This is a genomic window from Aquincola tertiaricarbonis (assembly GCF_023573145.1).
Taxonomy (GTDB): domain Bacteria; phylum Pseudomonadota; class Gammaproteobacteria; order Burkholderiales; family Burkholderiaceae_C; genus Aquincola; species Aquincola tertiaricarbonis_B.
Genome location: NZ_CP097636.1, coordinates 150,509 through 165,787, shown reverse-complemented (window position 1 = coordinate 165,787; position 15,279 = coordinate 150,509). Strand labels below are relative to the sequence as shown.

At 70.6% G+C, this 15,279-nt stretch carries 13 protein-coding genes; 4 read left to right on the top strand and 9 right to left on the bottom strand.

From position 1 onward, the window contains the following. Positions 1 to 70 precede the first annotated feature (70 nt). The gene (locus tag MW290_RS15050) at positions 71 to 541 is read right to left on the bottom strand and encodes an FxDxF family PEP-CTERM protein (protein ID WP_250198536.1); all 471 of its coding nucleotides are present in this window, start codon (positions 539 to 541) and stop codon (positions 71 to 73) included. A gap of 285 nt (positions 542 to 826) precedes the next feature. On the opposite strand from MW290_RS15050, the gene MW290_RS15045 reads away from it, so the two are divergent. Together MW290_RS15045 and MW290_RS15040 are read left to right on the top strand one after the other, a co-directional pair. Continuing rightward, positions 827 to 2,122, top strand: coding sequence for a nucleotide sugar dehydrogenase (locus MW290_RS15045; RefSeq protein ID WP_250198535.1), 1,296 nt, complete (start codon positions 827 to 829; stop codon positions 2,120 to 2,122). After that, positions 2,119 to 3,150 (top strand): SDR family oxidoreductase, encoded by a 1,032-nt coding sequence (locus MW290_RS15040; RefSeq protein WP_250198534.1) that lies wholly within the window; start codon positions 2,119 to 2,121, stop codon positions 3,148 to 3,150. The genes MW290_RS15045 and MW290_RS15040 overlap by 4 nt, the downstream gene beginning before the upstream one ends. 4 nt (positions 3,151 to 3,154) lie before the next feature. On the opposite strand, the gene MW290_RS15035 is transcribed toward MW290_RS15040, so the two are convergent. Next, positions 3,155 to 4,081 (bottom strand): LysR family transcriptional regulator, encoded by a 927-nt coding sequence (locus tag MW290_RS15035; protein ID WP_250198533.1) that lies wholly within the window; start codon positions 4,079 to 4,081, stop codon positions 3,155 to 3,157. Between the two features lie 100 nt (positions 4,082 to 4,181). Between MW290_RS15035 and MW290_RS15030 the strand changes: the two genes are divergently transcribed. Then, positions 4,182 to 5,195 (top strand): zinc-binding alcohol dehydrogenase family protein, encoded by a 1,014-nt coding sequence (locus tag MW290_RS15030; RefSeq protein ID WP_250198532.1) that lies wholly within the window; start codon positions 4,182 to 4,184, stop codon positions 5,193 to 5,195. Positions 5,196 to 5,204: 9 nt separating this feature from the next. Here the strand turns inward: MW290_RS15030 and MW290_RS15025 are convergent, their stop codons facing one another. Both MW290_RS15025 and ppk2 read right to left on the bottom strand, forming a co-directional pair. After that, positions 5,205 to 6,698 carry a CYTH and CHAD domain-containing protein gene (locus MW290_RS15025; protein WP_250198531.1) on the bottom strand — a complete coding sequence of 498 codons (1,494 nt, stop codon included), beginning with the start codon at positions 6,696 to 6,698 and terminating at the stop codon, positions 5,205 to 5,207. A gap of 37 nt (positions 6,699 to 6,735) precedes the next feature. After that, the gene (gene ppk2, locus MW290_RS15020) at positions 6,736 to 7,638 is read right to left on the bottom strand and encodes a polyphosphate kinase 2 (protein WP_250198530.1); all 903 of its coding nucleotides are present in this window, start codon (positions 7,636 to 7,638) and stop codon (positions 6,736 to 6,738) included. 207 nt (positions 7,639 to 7,845) lie between these two features. Between ppk2 and MW290_RS15015 the strand changes: the two genes are divergently transcribed. Continuing rightward, positions 7,846 to 9,330 carry a capsule assembly Wzi family protein gene (locus tag MW290_RS15015; protein ID WP_250198529.1) on the top strand — a complete coding sequence of 495 codons (1,485 nt, stop codon included), beginning with the start codon at positions 7,846 to 7,848 and terminating at the stop codon, positions 9,328 to 9,330. Here MW290_RS15015 and MW290_RS15010 read toward each other — a convergent pair. The 5 genes from MW290_RS15010 to MW290_RS14990 all read right to left on the bottom strand — a co-directional run bounded on the left by MW290_RS15010 (position 9,327) and on the right by MW290_RS14990 (position 15,266). Beyond that, a complete protein-coding gene (locus MW290_RS15010) occupies positions 9,327 to 9,881 on the bottom strand; it encodes an SRPBCC family protein (RefSeq protein WP_250198528.1) in 555 nt (184 codons plus the stop codon). The two genes, MW290_RS15015 and MW290_RS15010, sit on opposite strands and share 4 nt — an antisense overlap. Before the next feature lie 21 nt (positions 9,882 to 9,902). Then, complete coding sequence (locus MW290_RS15005; protein WP_250198527.1) at positions 9,903 to 11,081, bottom strand: vWA domain-containing protein; 1,179 nt, start codon at positions 11,079 to 11,081, stop codon at positions 9,903 to 9,905. Between the two features lie 19 nt (positions 11,082 to 11,100). After that, positions 11,101 to 12,018, bottom strand: a complete 918-nt coding sequence (locus MW290_RS15000; protein ID WP_250198526.1) for an AAA family ATPase — start codon at positions 12,016 to 12,018, stop codon at positions 11,101 to 11,103. A gap of 88 nt (positions 12,019 to 12,106) precedes the next feature. Continuing rightward, positions 12,107 to 12,895, bottom strand: a complete 789-nt coding sequence (locus tag MW290_RS14995; RefSeq protein WP_250198525.1) for an FAD binding domain-containing protein — start codon at positions 12,893 to 12,895, stop codon at positions 12,107 to 12,109. 16 nt (positions 12,896 to 12,911) lie between these two features. Continuing rightward, positions 12,912 to 15,266: a xanthine dehydrogenase family protein molybdopterin-binding subunit gene (locus tag MW290_RS14990; protein WP_250198524.1), complete on the bottom strand. Its 2,355-nt coding sequence runs from the start codon at positions 15,264 to 15,266 to the stop codon at positions 12,912 to 12,914. Between the last annotated feature and the right edge of the window lie 13 nt (positions 15,267 to 15,279).

Sequence of the window (15,279 nt, the reverse complement as noted above, 5' to 3'; positions counted from 1 at the left end):
AAGGGCGGTGCTCACGCACCGCCCTTTTTGCATTTCAGCACTGTGGGCCCGTTGCCGGGCCTGCGCGATGTCAGGCCGACTTGCGGCGGCGGGCCATGAAGCCGACGGCACCCAGGCCAGCCAGCATCAGGGCGTAGGTTTCGGGTTCAGGCACGGCGGCCACGTTGGCGTTCAGGTTGTACACGCCCGGCTTGCTGTTGACGGTGCCGCTCACCACGAACGAATAAGCACCGGCGGCCAGCGAGGTGTAAGGCGCCACCACGACGGTCTTGCCGGTGATGTCGGTCGATTCCAGCAGGGAGCCGCCCATGTACAGGCTGAAGACGGCGTTCGACAAGCCGGTGGAGCCGACGGTGACGCTCACGTCGCTCAACCCCGTCAGCGTGAAGTTGACGGTGTCGGTGAACGAGAGCCCGTTACGGCCGTAGGACACGCTGTTGTCGTAGGCCTGGCTCAGGTCGGACCAGGTGTCGGTAAAGGCTTGGGCCGAGGCGCCAGCCAGAGCCAGCACGGAGGCGATGACGATCGCGGAACGCTTCATGGAGACTCCCTGAGAGGAAAGATGATTATGCTGGCGCGCAGCACTTGTGTTACGAGTGTCACAAATGCGTCGCTGGCCCAAGATCCCCGGTTCGGGGGAAACAGCCCGATGATCGTAGAGCGACTCACCGAGAACTACAGCGCACAACACGGCCCGACATGCGTTTTCGCCCGGTCCTTGTTGCGCCGCCGCATCGCACGAGCGCCGTCTCGCTGACATGCTCCGCCCCCGGGTCGCCTCGGGATAATGGCGGCCCTTCCTTTGGCTAGGACCTGGCAGCACCTGATGGCACACCCCACCCTCCCCACGATCGCCGTCATCGGCCTCGGTTACGTCGGCCTGCCGCTGGCCGTGAAGTTTGGCGAACGGCAGCGCACGATCGGCCTGGACCTGTCGGCCGAGAAGGTGGAAGCCTACCGCCGCCACGTCGACCCCACCGGCGAGGTCTCGACCGAAGACCTGAAGGCCGCGGTGCACCTGCACTGCACCACCGACCCGGCCGCCATCGCCGAGGCCGACATCATCATCGTGGCCGTGCCCACCCCGGTGGACGAAGCGCGCCGCCCCGACTTCACGCCGCTGGTCAAGAGCTCGGAGAGCGTGGGCCGCCACATGAAGCGCGGCGCCGTGGTGGTGTACGAGTCCACCGTGTACCCGGGTGCCACCGAAGAAGTGTGCGTGCCCATCCTGGAGCGGCTGTCGGGCCTGAAGTGGAAGACCGACTTCTTCGTCGGCTACAGCCCTGAGCGCATCAACCCGGGCGACAAGGAACGCACGCTCACCAAGATCACCAAGGTGGTGTCGGGCGACACGCCCGAGACGCTGGCCACCGTGAGCCAGGTGTACGGCAGCATCATCACCGCCGGCGTGTACGAGGCCAGCAGCATCAAGGTGGCCGAGGCCGCCAAGGTGATCGAGAACACGCAGCGCGACCTCAACATCGCGCTGATGAACGAGCTGGCGATCATCTTCCACATGATCGGCATCGACACGCTGGAAGTGCTGAAGGCCGCCGGCACCAAGTGGAACTTCCTGCCCTTCCGCCCAGGACTGGTGGGCGGCCACTGCATCGGCGTGGACCCGTACTACCTGACCCACAAGGCCGAGATGCTGGGCTACCGGCCCGAGGTGATCCTGGCCGGCCGCCGCATCAACGACAGCATGGGCAAGTACATCGCCGAGCAGACGGTCAAGCAGATGATCGCGGCCGACCTGCCGGTCAAGGGCGCCGACGTGGTGGTGCTGGGCCTGACCTTCAAGGAAAACTGCCCCGACCTGCGCAACAGCAAGGTGATCGACGTCATCCAGGAGCTGCAGAGCTTCGGCGTCAACGTGCACGTGCACGACCCCATCGCTTCGCCAGAAGAGGCGCAGCACGAGTACGGCGTGACGCCGGCCGCCTGGAACGCGCTGCCCAAGGCCCATGCGGTGGTGGCCGCCGTGGCCCATGCGCAGTACCTGGAGATGGGCCCCAAGGCGCTGTGCGACCGCCTGCAGCCGGGCGGCCTGATCGTGGACGTGAAGGCCTGCTTCGACGAAGCGGCCCTGCGCGCCGAAGGCGCCCGGGTGTGGCGCCTGTGAGCACCTACGACACCCTGCGCGCCGAGCTGCAGGCCGCGCCCCGCGCCTGGCTGGTGACGGGCGCCGCCGGCTTCATCGGCAGCCATCTGGTCGAGACCCTGCTGTCGCTGAACCAGACGGTGGTGGGCCTGGACAACTTCGCGACCGGCCACCGGCACAACCTGGTGGCCGCCACCGCGGGCCAGACGGCCGAGCGGCAGGCGCGCTTTCGCTTCATCGAGGGCGACATCCGCGACGCCGCCACCTGCCGCAGCGCCTGCGAAGGCGTGCAGCATGTGCTGCACCAGGCGGCGCTGGGCTCGGTGCCACGCTCGCTGGCCGACCCCCTCACCACCAACGCGGCCAACATCGACGGCTTCCTGAACATGCTGGTGGCGGCGCGTGATGCCGGCGTGCAGCGCTTCGTGTACGCGGCCAGCAGCTCCACCTACGGCGACCACCCGGGCCTGCCCAAGGTGGAAGACCGCATCGGCAAGCCGCTGTCGCCGTATGCCGTCACCAAGTACGTGAACGAGCTGTACGCCGAGGTGTTCGGCCGCTGCTACGGCACGGCGTCCATCGGGCTGCGCTACTTCAACGTGTTCGGCCCGCGGCAGGACCCGAACGGCGCTTATGCCGCGGTGATCCCCAAATGGGCGGCGCAGATGCTGCGCGGCGAGGCGATCCGCATCAACGGCGACGGCGAAACCAGCCGCGACTTCTGCTACATCGCCAACACGGTGCAGGCCAACCTGCTGGCGGCCACCGTCACCACGCCCGAGGCGCTGAACCAGGTCTACAACGTGGCGGTGGGCGACCAGACCTCGCTGAACCAGCTCTACACCGAGCTGGCGGCCGCTCTGGGCGCGCAGCGGCCCGGGCTGCAGGTGGCACCGGCGGTGTACGGCGACTTCCGCGCCGGCGACGTGCGCCACTCGCGCGCCGACATCGGCAAGGCGCAGACGCTGCTGGGCTACGCGCCCACGCACCGCTTCGGCCAGGGGCTGCAGGCAGCGGCCAGCTGGTACGCGGCGCAGTCGGCCACCTAAGGGTTCAGCCGTTCCGTTCGGCCAGCCGCTCCGACAGAAAGTCGCCCAGCGCCCGCACCCGCGCGCTGAGGTGGCTGCCGCTGGCCAGGGCCAGCACCAGCGGATAAGGCGCCGACCGCAGCGCCGGCAGCACCTGCACCAGCCGACCGGCGGCCAGGTCATCGGCCACGTCCAGCCGTGACTTCATCGCGATGCCGTGGCCGGCCAGCGCCCATTCACGCGTCACCAGGCCGTTGTCGGCGATGCGCCGCACCTGCGGCCGCAGCGTCACCGGCCGGCCGTTGTCCAGCAGCGTCCACACATGGCCGGGCCGGCCCGCCAGGCGCAGCGAGATGCCGGCGTGCTGCTCGATGTCGGCGGCCGCCTGCGGCGTGCCGGCGCGGGCCAGGTAATCGGGCGAGGCCACCAGCACCCGGTGGTTGTCGGCCAGGCGGCGCACGATGAGGCCGGGCTGCTGCGGCTCACCGTAGCGCAGCGCGGCATCCACCGGCTCACGCGCCAGGTCGCTCAGCCGGTCGCCCACCTGCAGCTCCAGTTGCAGCGCGGGATGCAGCGCCATGAACTCGTCCAGCAGCGGCCGCAGCAGCCGCGTGCCCAGGTCCGAAGGCATGCCCAGCCGCAGCAGCCCGCGCACCTGGGCCAGCGGCTCGCGCAGTGCCGCCACGCCGTCGCCGAGCAACGCCAGCGCCTCGCGCGCCCGCTGCAGGAAGGCGGCGCCTTCCGGCGTGGGCCGCAGCGCGCGGCTGTTGCGGGTGAAAAGCGCCGCACCCAGCTGCGCTTCCAGCCGGCGAATGGCCGCGGTGGCGGTGGCGGGCAGCCAGTCGCGCTCGCGTGCGGCCGCGGCCACGCTGCCCAGTTCGGCGGCGCGCAGCGCCAGCTGCAGCGCGGGCAGCTCCAGGCCGTCAGCGGCCACGGTGGGCGAGGCGGGCATGTGATTGACAAACTGGGTTTGTGGCTGCCGCAGTGTGGCACGGCTGGTTTGCTTTCCGCTTCGCCGGCACAGTCAGGCCCATCACATTGAAGGAGTTGCCATGAAAGCCGTCGCCTACCGCCAGAGCCTGCCCATCACCGACACGCAGAGCCTGATCGACCTGGAGCTGCCCGAGCCCGAGCTGCGCGCCAACGACCTGCTGGTGGAGGTGAAGGCGGTGTCGGTGAACCCGGTGGACACCAAGGTGCGCCGCAACGTGGCGCCGCCCGAAGGCCAGGCCAAGGTGTTGGGCTGGGACGCGGCCGGCATCGTGCGGGCGGTGGGCAGCGCCGTCTCGCGCTTCCGGGTGGGCGACCGCGTCTGGTACGCCGGAGCCATCGACCGCGCGGGCAGCAACAGCGCACTGCAGGCGGTGGACGAGCGCATCGTCGGCCCGATGCCGGCCACGCTGGGTTTTGCCGAGGCGGCCGCGCTGCCGCTGACCAGCATCACCGCCTGGGAGCTGCTGTTCGACCGCCTGGGCGTGCCGCGCGACGGCGGCGAAGGCCAGTCGCTGCTGATCGTGGGCGGTGCCGGCGGCGTGGGCTCGGTGCTGACGCAGATCGCACGCCGGCTGACCAGGCTGACGGTGATCGCCACTGCTTCGCGCCCCGAAACCCAGGCCTGGTGCGCCGACATGGGTGCGCACCATGTGATCGACCACCGCCAGCCGCTGGCCGACGAGCTGCGCCGCATCGGCCACCCGCAGGTGAACCTGGTGGCCAGCCTGACGGCCACCGAGCAGCACTACGCCGCCCTGGTGGAAGCGCTGGTGCCGCAGGGCAAGCTGGCGCTGATCGACGACCCGGCCACGCCGCTGGACATCACCGCCCTCAAGCGCAAGAGCCTGTCGCTGCACTGGGAGCTGATGTTCACCCGCTCGCTGTTCCAGACGCCGGACATCGCCGAGCAGCACAAGCTGCTGGGCGAGGTGGCGCGGCTGGTGGATGCGGGCGTGCTGCGCAGCACGGTGACCGAGCGCTTCGGCGCCCTCAATGCCGAGAACCTGCGCCGCGCCCACGCCTGGGTGGAAAGCGGGCGGGCGATCGGCAAGGGCGTGCTGGAGGGGTTCTGAAGGGCGCCTTTACCTGGTGTGCTTCCAGAAACGCGGCGCGTCCGCCAGGCGCTGCAAGGCCTTGCGGCATCGGCGGGCGCTGATCGGGGCCTGGCCCTGCAGCCAACCCACCGCGAACCAGGCGCGGCCTTCGCCGGCCTCGGCCGCCTGGCGGTAGGCCTCGGCGGCCACCGCATGGTCGTTGTGCAGGCCCAGCGCGTCCTGGGCGGGCGACAGCTGCTTCAGGTAGCGCTTGACGGCCTTGGTCTCGAAGGCCGGCGCCGCGAACTCGGCCAGGTAGCGCAGCCGCTTCAGCCGCTTGCGGGTGCGGTGCTGCTGCGCCACCGGCAGCGATTCGAAGCCTGATGCATCACGCACCACCTGGCGGTGCAGGCGCTGCAGGCGGTGGCGGGCCAGCGCGCGGGCGCTGCCGGCTTCCATCGGCTGCAGGCCGTCGGCCTGCAGGCTTTGAACGGTGAGCGCCAGCAAGGCCAGCTGCAGATCGCTGCCGCTGGCCAGGGCCTGCGGCGTGGGCAAGTCCTGCGGGCGGGCCGGCAGCGTCAGTGCGGGCGCGCCCGCCTCGGCCAGCGTTTGGGCGGTGGCTTGCAGCACGGTGTCCTGGTCGCGCCAGCGGCCCAGCTGGCCGAAGGCCTCGCGCACCGCGGGCGGGGCATCGTGGCCGGCCAGTTCGCGCAGCACGGTGCGCAGCCGGCGCAGGCCCACGCGCAGCTGGTGCACATGCTCGGCGCCACCGTGGCCGCTGGCTAGCGCATCGGCATTGGGCACCACCTGCGCCAGGCAGCCGGCCACGCTGTCGCGCAACCAGTCGGCCGCCGACTCGGGCAGCGCACGGGTGGGCGTGGCGGCCTTGACCACCGGCCACAGCGGCAGGCCCTGCGCCAGGCGCTCGCCGCGTTCGGCCTTGGTGGCATGGCTCAGCCACAGGCCATGCATCGGCATCCATTCGCTGGCCAGCACCCGCAGGGCCGAAGGCTCGCCGTCCACCAGTTCCAGCTCCAGCTCGCACACCGGCAGCCGCTGGTCGCCGGCCAGGATGTGGCCTTCGTCCAGCGCCGCCTCCACATGCCCGCCCGCCACGCTGAGCTGCAGGCTGCGCCGCCAGAGGTCGGTGCCGTAGACGCGGCCCAGCGTGGCGGCCAGCGCGTCGGCATCGCCCGCAGCGGCCAGCACCTGGCGCAGCGCCTGGCCCGCCGGGCTGCCGTCGTGCCGGCGCAGGTCCAGCGCCGGCAGTTCGGCGCCGGCGGTGTCGGCATCCGCCAGCTCGGCGTTGTGCTCCAGCCGGTGCGCCACCACGGCGCCCTGGGCCTTCAAGGTCTGCACCCAGCGGTCGCCTTCCTGCCGCAGCCGCAGCGCGATGCGGTGGCGCGCCAGCAGGCGATCCGGGGTGTCGAAGTAATGCGCCTGCAGGCGCTGGCGCGCGCTGTTCGGGCCGGTGAATCGCTCGGCCAGCGCCGGCAGCGCCGCGGGGTCGAAGCCGAACTTCAGCTCTGTTTCGTGGGTCATCGGGGCACTGTAGCGGGGTGCCCGAAGTCCCCGGATATCAATACAACTCGGGGACGATCATCTCTTCGGGCACGGGGTGGCGGATGTAGTCGGCATGGCGCACGCGGGCCGGCAGCGCGATGGGGTCGTGCGGCACCTCGTGGTAGTCGAACTGCGACAGCAGGTGGGCGATGCAGTTCAGCCGCGCGCGCTTCTTGTCCACCGCCTGCACCACCCACCACGGCGCCTCGGGGATGTGGGTGCGGTCCAGCATCGCTTCCTTGGCGCGGGTGTAGTCCTCCCAGCGGCGGCGCGATTCCAGGTCCATCGGACTGAGCTTCCACTGCTTCAGCGGATCGTGGATGCGGTTCAGGAAGCGGGCGTGCTGCTCGTCGTCGGTGATCGAGAACCAGTACTTGATCAGCGTGATGCCGGAGCGCGCCAGCATCTTCTCGAACTCGGGCACGGTGCGGAAGAACTCCTCCACCTCGTCGTCGGTGCAAAAGCCCATCACCCGCTCGACGCCGGCGCGGTTGTACCAGCTGCGGTCGAACAGCACGATCTCGCCGGCCGCCGGCAGGTGGCTCACGTAGCGCTGGAAATACCACTGGGTGCGCTCACGGTCGTTGGGCGCCGGCAGCGCGGCCACGCGGCACACACGAGGGTTGAGCCGCTGGGTGATGCGCTTGATCACGCCGCCCTTGCCGGCCGCGTCGCGACCCTCGAAGAGGATGACCACCTTCTGCCGCTGGGCCACCACCCAGTCCTGCAGCTTCACCAGCTCGCCCTGCAGCCGGAACAGCTCGCGGAAGTACAGGCGCCGCAGCGCCCGGGCTTCGGCGTCCTGGGCGTCGTCCCCATCGTCGATTGCCATCTCCAGCTCTTCGTCGTAGCTGTCGATCAGGTCGAGGTGCATGCGCTGCAAAGGCAGCAGTTGGGCGTCTTCGGTGCGGTCGTTCATGGCGGCCAGGCGGTCAAGGGAACACCCGGGCACGCTGCCCGGGGTGTGTGACGCTGTCGTGACGGCAGCGCCCATACCCCGTCAATCGCCAATATTGACAAGCGTGGCGTGTACGCACAGATACCCGCGCCTCCCCCCGGCGATTGATGCTGCGTAGCAACAATTCAGCTAGATTGCCACGTCGATTCTTCACACTCCGGGGTCAGTTTGTCGTTTGCGTCCGTTTTTCCGCTGCGTGCCCTGCTGGTCGCGGCCGCCACCTGCTTCACCGTGGCCGGTGCCGCGGCGCAGGCCTCCCTGCCCTGGACGCCGACGCCTTATGAGCGCCACGCGCTGCAACTGCTGGCCGATGAGGCCGGCCTGCCGCTGCCGCTGAGCCACTGGCCGCTGCCCCGCCGCGCGGTGCTCAGCGCCATCGACCAGTTGCCCGGCAGCCTGCCCGCCCACTTGCAGGCCGCGCGCGACACGGTGGCCGCCGGGCTGGAGCGCGCGCAGCGCGGCAGCGCCTCGCTGACGGTGCGCAACACCGACGAGGCCCTCGCCGGCTTCGGCGAAGACGGCACGCCCGGCAGCCACGCCACGCTGCGCAGCCCCGCGCTGGAAGGCCCCTGGCTGGCCGCCCAGCTGGGCGTGCGCGCTGGCCGCGCCACCGCGCCCTGGGACAGCGGCACCGAGTGGCGGCTGGACGGCAGTGCGCTGGTGGCCGAAGCCGCCGGCTGGCAGCTGCAGGCCTGGTCGCGTCAGGCCTGGTGGGGGCCGGGCTGGCAGAGCAGCCTGGTGCTCAGCCAGAACACGGCACCGATGCTCGGCATCGGCCTGCAGCGCGGCTCGGCGTCGCGGTCCGAGTCGCCCTGGCTGTCGTGGGCGGGCCCGTGGAACTTCGAGTTCTTCATCGCGCAGACCGACGCCGCCCATCGCCCGGCCGACCCGATCCTGATCGGCAACCGGCTGACGCTGAAGCCGCTGCCCGGCCTGGAGATCGGCTTCACCCGCATGGTGCAGTGGGGCGGTGAGGGTCGCGACCAGTCGCTGCGCAGCCTGCTGCGGGTGCTGGGTGGGCGTGGCACCAACGATGGCGACACGAGCTTCAGCGGCTCCGACCCCGGCAATGCGCTGGCCGGCTTCGACCTGCGCGCCAGCTGCCCCACCGGCTGGCGCTGCGCCGGCTACGTGCAGGCGATGGGCGAGGACGAGGCGGGCTACCTGCCCTCCAAATTCCTGGCGCTGTGGGGCCTGGAAGGCTGGTCGGCCGACGGGCGCCACCGCTGGTTCGGCGAATACGCCGAAACCGGCTGCCGCATGCCCGTGGGCAAGCCGGCCGAAAAAGGCTGCGCCTACCGCAACTACGCCTACGCCGATGGCTACACCCACGGCGGCCGCTGGATGGGCGCCGCCGTCGGCCCCGACAGCCGGCTGCTGACGCTGGGCTGGCTGGACGCCGAGCGCCGCACCTCGCTGCGGCTGCACGCCGGCCGCGTGGGCCAGCGCATGGGCGAGCTGGGCAGCCCGCGCGATGCACGGGCCGATGGGCGCCTGTTGGGGCTGGCCGCCAGCACCGAGTGGCAATGGGGCGCCGCAACAGTCACGCCCGAGCTGAGCTGGCTGCGCGTGAACACCGACGGCGGCCACCAGACTCAAGCCCGCATCGGCGCCACCGTGACGGTGCCGCTGGACAAGCTGTTGGCCTTTTAAGACAGCCCGAACAGCCGCTTGAGCCAGGCCCAGAAGCCGCCCGGCTTGGCGGGTTCGGCGGCCGGCTCCGCCGCCGCGGCGGCCACCGGCTCGGGCGCCGGCTTGTAGCGCTCGGCCAGCTGGGCATTGAAGTTCTCGAAGAACTCGCCCGCCATCTTCTGCGCCGCCATGTCCACCAGGCGCGAGCCGATCTGCGCGATCTTGCCGCCCACGGTGGCATTGGCGGTGTAGTGCAGCACGGTGCTGTTGGGGCCGGCCGGCTCCAGCCGCACCGCGGCCGTGCCCTTGGCATGGCCGGCCGGGCCGCCCTGCCCTTCGAACTGGATGTTGTAGGCGTTGGGCGGGTCCAGGTCGGCTAGCTTGAGCTTGCCCTTGAACTTGGCCTTCACCGGGCCGATGGAGGCGGTCACCAGCACCTCGTACTGGTTGTCGCCGGTGGGCGTGATGCTTTCGCAGCCCGGCATCGCGGACTGCAGCAGGCTGATGTCGTTGAGCGCCTCCCAGGCCTGGGCCTGGCTGACGGGCAGCGTCTGCTGGTTGGTGAGTTGCATCGCGAAGTCCTCCCTTGTTGTTCAGTGGCGGCCGGCTGGCGTGTCGTCGGCCAGCAGCCGGGTGAGTTGTTCCAGGCTGTCCAAGTTGTGCGCGGGCACGAAGCGGTCCACGTGCGGCAGCATGGTGCGGATGCCGGCGGCCTTGGGCTCGAAGCCTTGCCAGCGCAGCAGCGGATTCAGCCACACCAGCCGGCGGCAGCTCTTGTGCAGCCGCTCCATCTCGAAGCGCAGCGCCTCGGTGTGGCCATGCTCCAGCCCGTCGGTCACCAGCAGCACGGTGGCGCGGCCGCTGAGCGTGCGGCGGGCCCACTGCTGGTTGAACTGGTGCAGGCAGGCGCTGATGCGGGTGCCGCCCGACCAGTCCTGCACCGCGCGCACCACCTGGGCCACGGCCAGGTCGGGGTCGCGCTGGCGCAGCAGGTGGGTGGTGCGGGTCAGGCGGGTGCCGAAGACGAAGCTCTCCACCCGCACGTCGGCCCGCGCCAGCGTGTGGGTGAAGTGCAGCAGCATGCGCGAGTAGCGGCTCATCGAGCCCGAGATGTCGGCCAGCACCACCAGCGGCGCCGGCCGCGCCCGCGGTGCCCGCCAGCGTGGCTGCAGCAGGTCGCCGCCCTGGCGCGCCATGGCCTGCAGCGTGGCACGCCAGTCGGCACGGCCCGGGCGTGCGGCGGGCCGCGTGCGACGGGTGGCCACCGGCTCGAACAGCGGCTTCATGCGGCGCAGCGCGCGCTTGGCCTGCAGCCATTCGTCGGGGCTCATGGTGTCGAAGTCGGCGCGCTGCAGCAGCTCACGCTCGCTGAAGGTCAGCGTGGCTTCGACCTGCACTTCCTCGGGCGGCTCGGGCTGCGGTGGGCGCGGCGGCGCGTTGGCCGAGAAGGCTTCACCCAGGCGGCGGTTCTCGGGCGGGGGCGGCGGTGCGTTGGCGTTGTTGGCGCGCACCTGGGGCAGCAGCATCTGCATCATGCGGCCGGCCAGGTCGGGGTCGCGCCAGTACAGGTCGAAGGCCTGGTCGAACATGGCACGGTGCTCATGCCGGTCCAGCAGGCAGGCGGCCAGCGCGGCGCGAAAGTCAACCCGCGACTCCAGACCTGCCACCTGCAGGGCCTGCAGCGCCAGCTGGATGCGGTCGGTGCCCACCGGCACGCCGGCCTGGCGCAGCACGCGCCCGAAGTGCATCACGTTCTCGGCCAGGCGGTGCATGCGCGGCGGGGCTAGCGTCTCAGGTGGCCTGGGCGCCGTCGCGCATCTGCTGCAGCAGCCGCGCCACTTCGCCGCCCTGCACCTTGGCGATGTCGTCCTGGTACTTGAGCAGCACGCCCAGCGTGGTGTTTACCGTCTGCGGGTCCAGCACCACCGCGTCCAGCGCCATCAGCGCTCGGGTCCATTCGATGGTCTCGGCGATGCCGGGCAGCTTGTACAGCTCCACCGCGCGCAGCCGCTGCACGAAGGCCACGATCTCGGCGGCCAGGCGCTCGGGCGCGCCGGGCACGCGCTGCGCCAGGATCTGCGCCTCACGCGCCGCATCGGGAAAGTCGACCCAGTGGTACAGGCAGCGGCGCTTGACCGCGTCGTGGATCTCGCGCGTGCGGTTGCTGGTGAGCACCACGATGGGCGGCTCGGGCGCCTTCACCACGCCCAGCTCAGGGATGGTGATCTGGAAGTCGGACAGCACTTCCAGCAGGAACGCCTCGAAGGGTTCGTCGGCACGGTCCAGCTCGTCGATCAGCAGCACCGGCGGCAGCGGCTGATCGGGCGAGATGGCCTGCAGCAGCGCGCGGCGGATCAGGAAGCGCTCGCTGAACAGGTCGCGGCCCAGGGCCTCGCGGCCGGCGCCCGAGGTGTCCGCCAGGCGGATCTCCATCATCTGCCGCGGGTAATTCCATTCATACGCGGCGGCGGCCAGGTCCAGGCCCTCGTAGCACTGCAGACGGATCAGCGGCCGGCCCAGCATGCGCGCCAGGGTCTTGGCGATCTCGGTCTTGCCGGTGCCCGGCTCCCCTTCCAGGAACAGCGGGCGCTGCAGCCTGAGCGACAGGAACACGGTGGTGGCCAGCGTGCGCTCGGCCACGTAGTCGTGCTGCAGCAGCAGGTTCAGCGTGTCGTCGATGCTGGCGGGCAGAACGGCGTTGGAAGACAAAAGACGAAGCCCCTGTGAAAAGCGGAACGCCGCAACAGTGTGCGGCGTTGCAGGCGGGTGTGCGGCGCGGGCCGCTCAAAAGCCCTGCTCAGGCGCCCGCAACCGCGCGCCCGGCCAGCACCGGGATGAGCGCCGCGCGGTAGGCGGCCGAGCCATGCAGGTCGGTGTTCAGGCCGTCGGCACTCACCTTGACGCCATCGCAGGCGGCGGCCGACCAGTTGGCGGACAGCGCATCTTCCAGCGCCTTGACGCGGAACACGCAGGCCCCGGCGCCGGTGACGGCCACGCGGGTGCCGGCCGGTCCGCGGCTGACGAACACGCCCACCAGCGAGAAGCGCGAAGCCGGGTTGCGCATCTTCTCCCAGCCGGCCTGCTGCGGCACCGGGAAGCTGACGGCGGTGATCACCTCCCCTTCGGCCAGCGCGGTTTCGTAGAGGCCCTTGAAGAAGTCGTCGGCCGCGATGCTGCGCTGGTTGGTGCGCACGGTGGCGCCCAGGCCCAGCACCGCGGCCGGGTAGCAGGCGGCCGGGTCGTTGTTGGCGAGGCTGCCGCCGATGGTGCCGCGGTTGCGCACCTGGCGGTCGCCGATCAAACCGGCCAGCTTGGCCAGCGCCGGGATGGCCTGGCGCACCTCGGCCGAGGCGGCCACGGCGGCATGGGTGGTCATCGCGCCGATGGTCACCTGGCCGCCCGAGACGGTGATGCCGCTCAGCTCGCCGATGCCGCTCAAGTCGACCAGCGCCGACGGCGCGGCCAGTCCCAGCTTCATCGACGCCAGCAGCGACTGGCCACCGGCCAGCAGCTTGGCATCGCCGCCACCGGCGGCACGGATCGCATCGGCCACCGATGCGGGCTTGGAGTACTCGAAGGCTTGCATGTGCTGTGCTTCCTGTTCAGGCGTTCAGCGCCTTCCACACCGTGAACGACGTGGCCGGCATCGGCATGTCGCGCACGCCGATGGCGTTGCAGATGGCATTGATGATCGCAGGTGGCGAGCCGATCGCGCCGGCTTCGCCGCAACCCTTGACGCCCAAGGGGTTGTGCGTGCACGGCGTGCCCTGCACCGTCTCGACCTGGAAGTGCGGGAAATTGTCGGCCCGCGGCATCGCATAGTCCATGTAGCTGCCCGACAGCAGCTGGCCGCTGTCGTCGTCGTACACGCCATGCTCCAGCAGCGCCTGGCCGATGCCCTGGGCCAGGCCGCCGTGCACCTGGCCTTCCACGATCATCGGGTTGATGACGTTGCCGAAGTCGTCGCAGGCGGTGAAGCGGTCCACCCGCGTCTCGCCGGTGCGCGGGTCCACCTCCACTTCGCAGATGTAGGTGCCCGCGGGGTAGGTGAAGTTGCTGGGGTCGTAGAAGGCGTTCTCGTTGAGGCCCGGCTCCAGCTTGTCGTGCGGGAAGTTGTGCGGCACATAGGCGGTGAGCGCCACCTGCGCGAAGGGCACGTTCTTGTCGGTGCCCGCCACCTTGAACACGCCGTCCTCGAACACCACGTCGGTGTCGGCCGCCTCCATCAGGTGCGCGGCGATCTTGCGGCCCTTGGCCACCACCTTGTCGAGCGCCTTGACGATGGCGGTGCCGCCCACCGCCAGCGAACGGCTGCCGTAGGTGCCCATGCCGAACAGCACCTTGCCGGTGTCGCCGTGCTCGATGCTCACGTCGTCCAGCGGAATGCCCAGCTTGTCGGCCACCACCTGCGCGAAGGTGGTTTCGTGGCCCTGGCCGTGGCTGTGGCTGCCGGTGAAGATGGTGACCTTGCCGGTGGGGTGGACCCGCACCTCCCCCGCCTCGAACAGGCCGGCCCGCGCGCCCAGGGCGCCCGCCACGCTGGAAGGGGCGATGCCGCAAGCCTCGATGTAGGCCGAATAGCCGATGCCGCGCTTGAAGCCCTTGGCCTCACTCTCGGCCTTGCGGGCCGCGAAGCCCGCCACGTCGGCCAGCTCGATGGCGCGGGCCATCGTGGCTTCGTAGTCGCCGGTGTCGTAGGTCAGGCCCACCGGCGTGGCGTACGGAAACTCGCGCACGAAGTTGCGGCGGCGGATCTCGGCGGGGTCGATGCCCAGGTCGTGCGCGGCGGTTTCGACGATGCGCTCGACCACATAGGTGGCCTCGGGCCGGCCGGCGCCGCGGTAGGCGTCCACCGGCGCGGTGTTGGTGAACATGGCCTGCACCTGGCAGCTGATCTTGGGCGTGGCGTACTGGCCGGCCAGCAGCGTGGCGTACAGGATGGTGGGCACCGCCGACGAGAAGGTGCTGAGGTAGGCGCCCAGGTTGGCCTGGGTGTGCACCCGCATTGCCAGGAACTTGCCCTGTTTGTCGGTGGCCAGCTCCACGGTGGTGAGGTGGTCGCGGCCATGGGCGTCGGACAAGAACGCCTCGCTGCGCTCGGCCGTCCACTTGATGGGCCGGCCCAGCTGCTTGCTGGCCCACACCAGCGCGGTTTCTTCGCCGTACAAGAAGATCTTGGAGCCGAAGCCGCCGCCCACGTCGGGCGCCACCACGCGCATCTTGTGCTCGGGGATGCCCAGCACGAAGGCGCACATCAGCAGCCGTTCGACGTGCGGGTTCTGGTTGGCCACGTACAGCGTGTAGTTGTCGTCGGCCGGGTTGTAGCTGGCATTGGCCGCGCGCGGCTCGATGGCGTTGGGCACCAGCCGGTTGTTGCGGAAGGTGAGCTTGCTGACATGCGGCGCACTGGCGATGGCGGCGTCGGTGCCGGCCTGGTCGCCGATGGCCCACAGGTAGCACTGGTTGTCGGGCGCCTCGGCATGCAGCACGCCGCCGGCGGCAGCCACCTGCGCGGCCTTGGCCACGTCCACCACCGCGGGCAGCTCTTCGTAGTCCACCTCCACCAGCGCGGCGGCCTCCTTGGCCTGCTGCAGGGTTTCGGCCACCACCAGGGCCACGCGGTCGCCCACGTAGCGCACCTTGTCCAGCGCCAGGATGGGGTGCTTGGGCTCCTTCATCGGCGTGCTGTCGATGCTGTTGATCAACCAGCCGCAGGGCAGCCCGCCCACGTCCTTGAAATGCTGACCGGTGTAGATGCCCAGCACGCCCGGCGCCGCCTGCGCGGCCGTGGTGTCCACGCGCGTGATGCTGGCGTGCGCATACGGTGAGCGGACGAAGACGCCGTAGGTCTGCTGCGGCAGCGTGATGTCGTCGGTGTACTGGCCGCGACCGGTGAGAAAGCGCGCGTCCTCGCGGCGCGGCACCGATTGGCCGATGAAGCCTTGTCGTGCAGTCATGCTGTGCCCCTTG

Coding starts and splice junctions, on each gene's coding strand:
- MW290_RS15035 (WP_250198533.1), bottom strand. CDS start 4,081: ATGCCCGCCTCGCCCACCGTGGCCGCTGACGGCCTGGAGCTGCCCGCG.
- MW290_RS15030 (WP_250198532.1), top strand. CDS start 4,182: ATGAAAGCCGTCGCCTACCGCCAGAGCCTGCCCATCACCGACACGCAG.
- MW290_RS15050 (WP_250198536.1), bottom strand. CDS start 541: ATGAAGCGTTCCGCGATCGTCATCGCCTCCGTGCTGGCTCTGGCTGGC.
- ppk2 (WP_250198530.1), bottom strand. CDS start 7,638: ATGAACGACCGCACCGAAGACGCCCAACTGCTGCCTTTGCAGCGCATG.
- MW290_RS15010 (WP_250198528.1), bottom strand. CDS start 9,881: ATGCAACTCACCAACCAGCAGACGCTGCCCGTCAGCCAGGCCCAGGCC.
- MW290_RS15045 (WP_250198535.1), top strand. CDS start 827: ATGGCACACCCCACCCTCCCCACGATCGCCGTCATCGGCCTCGGTTAC.
- MW290_RS15005 (WP_250198527.1), bottom strand. CDS start 11,081: ATGCACCGCCTGGCCGAGAACGTGATGCACTTCGGGCGCGTGCTGCGC.
- MW290_RS14995 (WP_250198525.1), bottom strand. CDS start 12,895: ATGCAAGCCTTCGAGTACTCCAAGCCCGCATCGGTGGCCGATGCGATC.
- MW290_RS14990 (WP_250198524.1), bottom strand. CDS start 15,266: ATGACTGCACGACAAGGCTTCATCGGCCAATCGGTGCCGCGCCGCGAG.
- MW290_RS15025 (WP_250198531.1), bottom strand. CDS start 6,698: ATGACCCACGAAACAGAGCTGAAGTTCGGCTTCGACCCCGCGGCGCTG.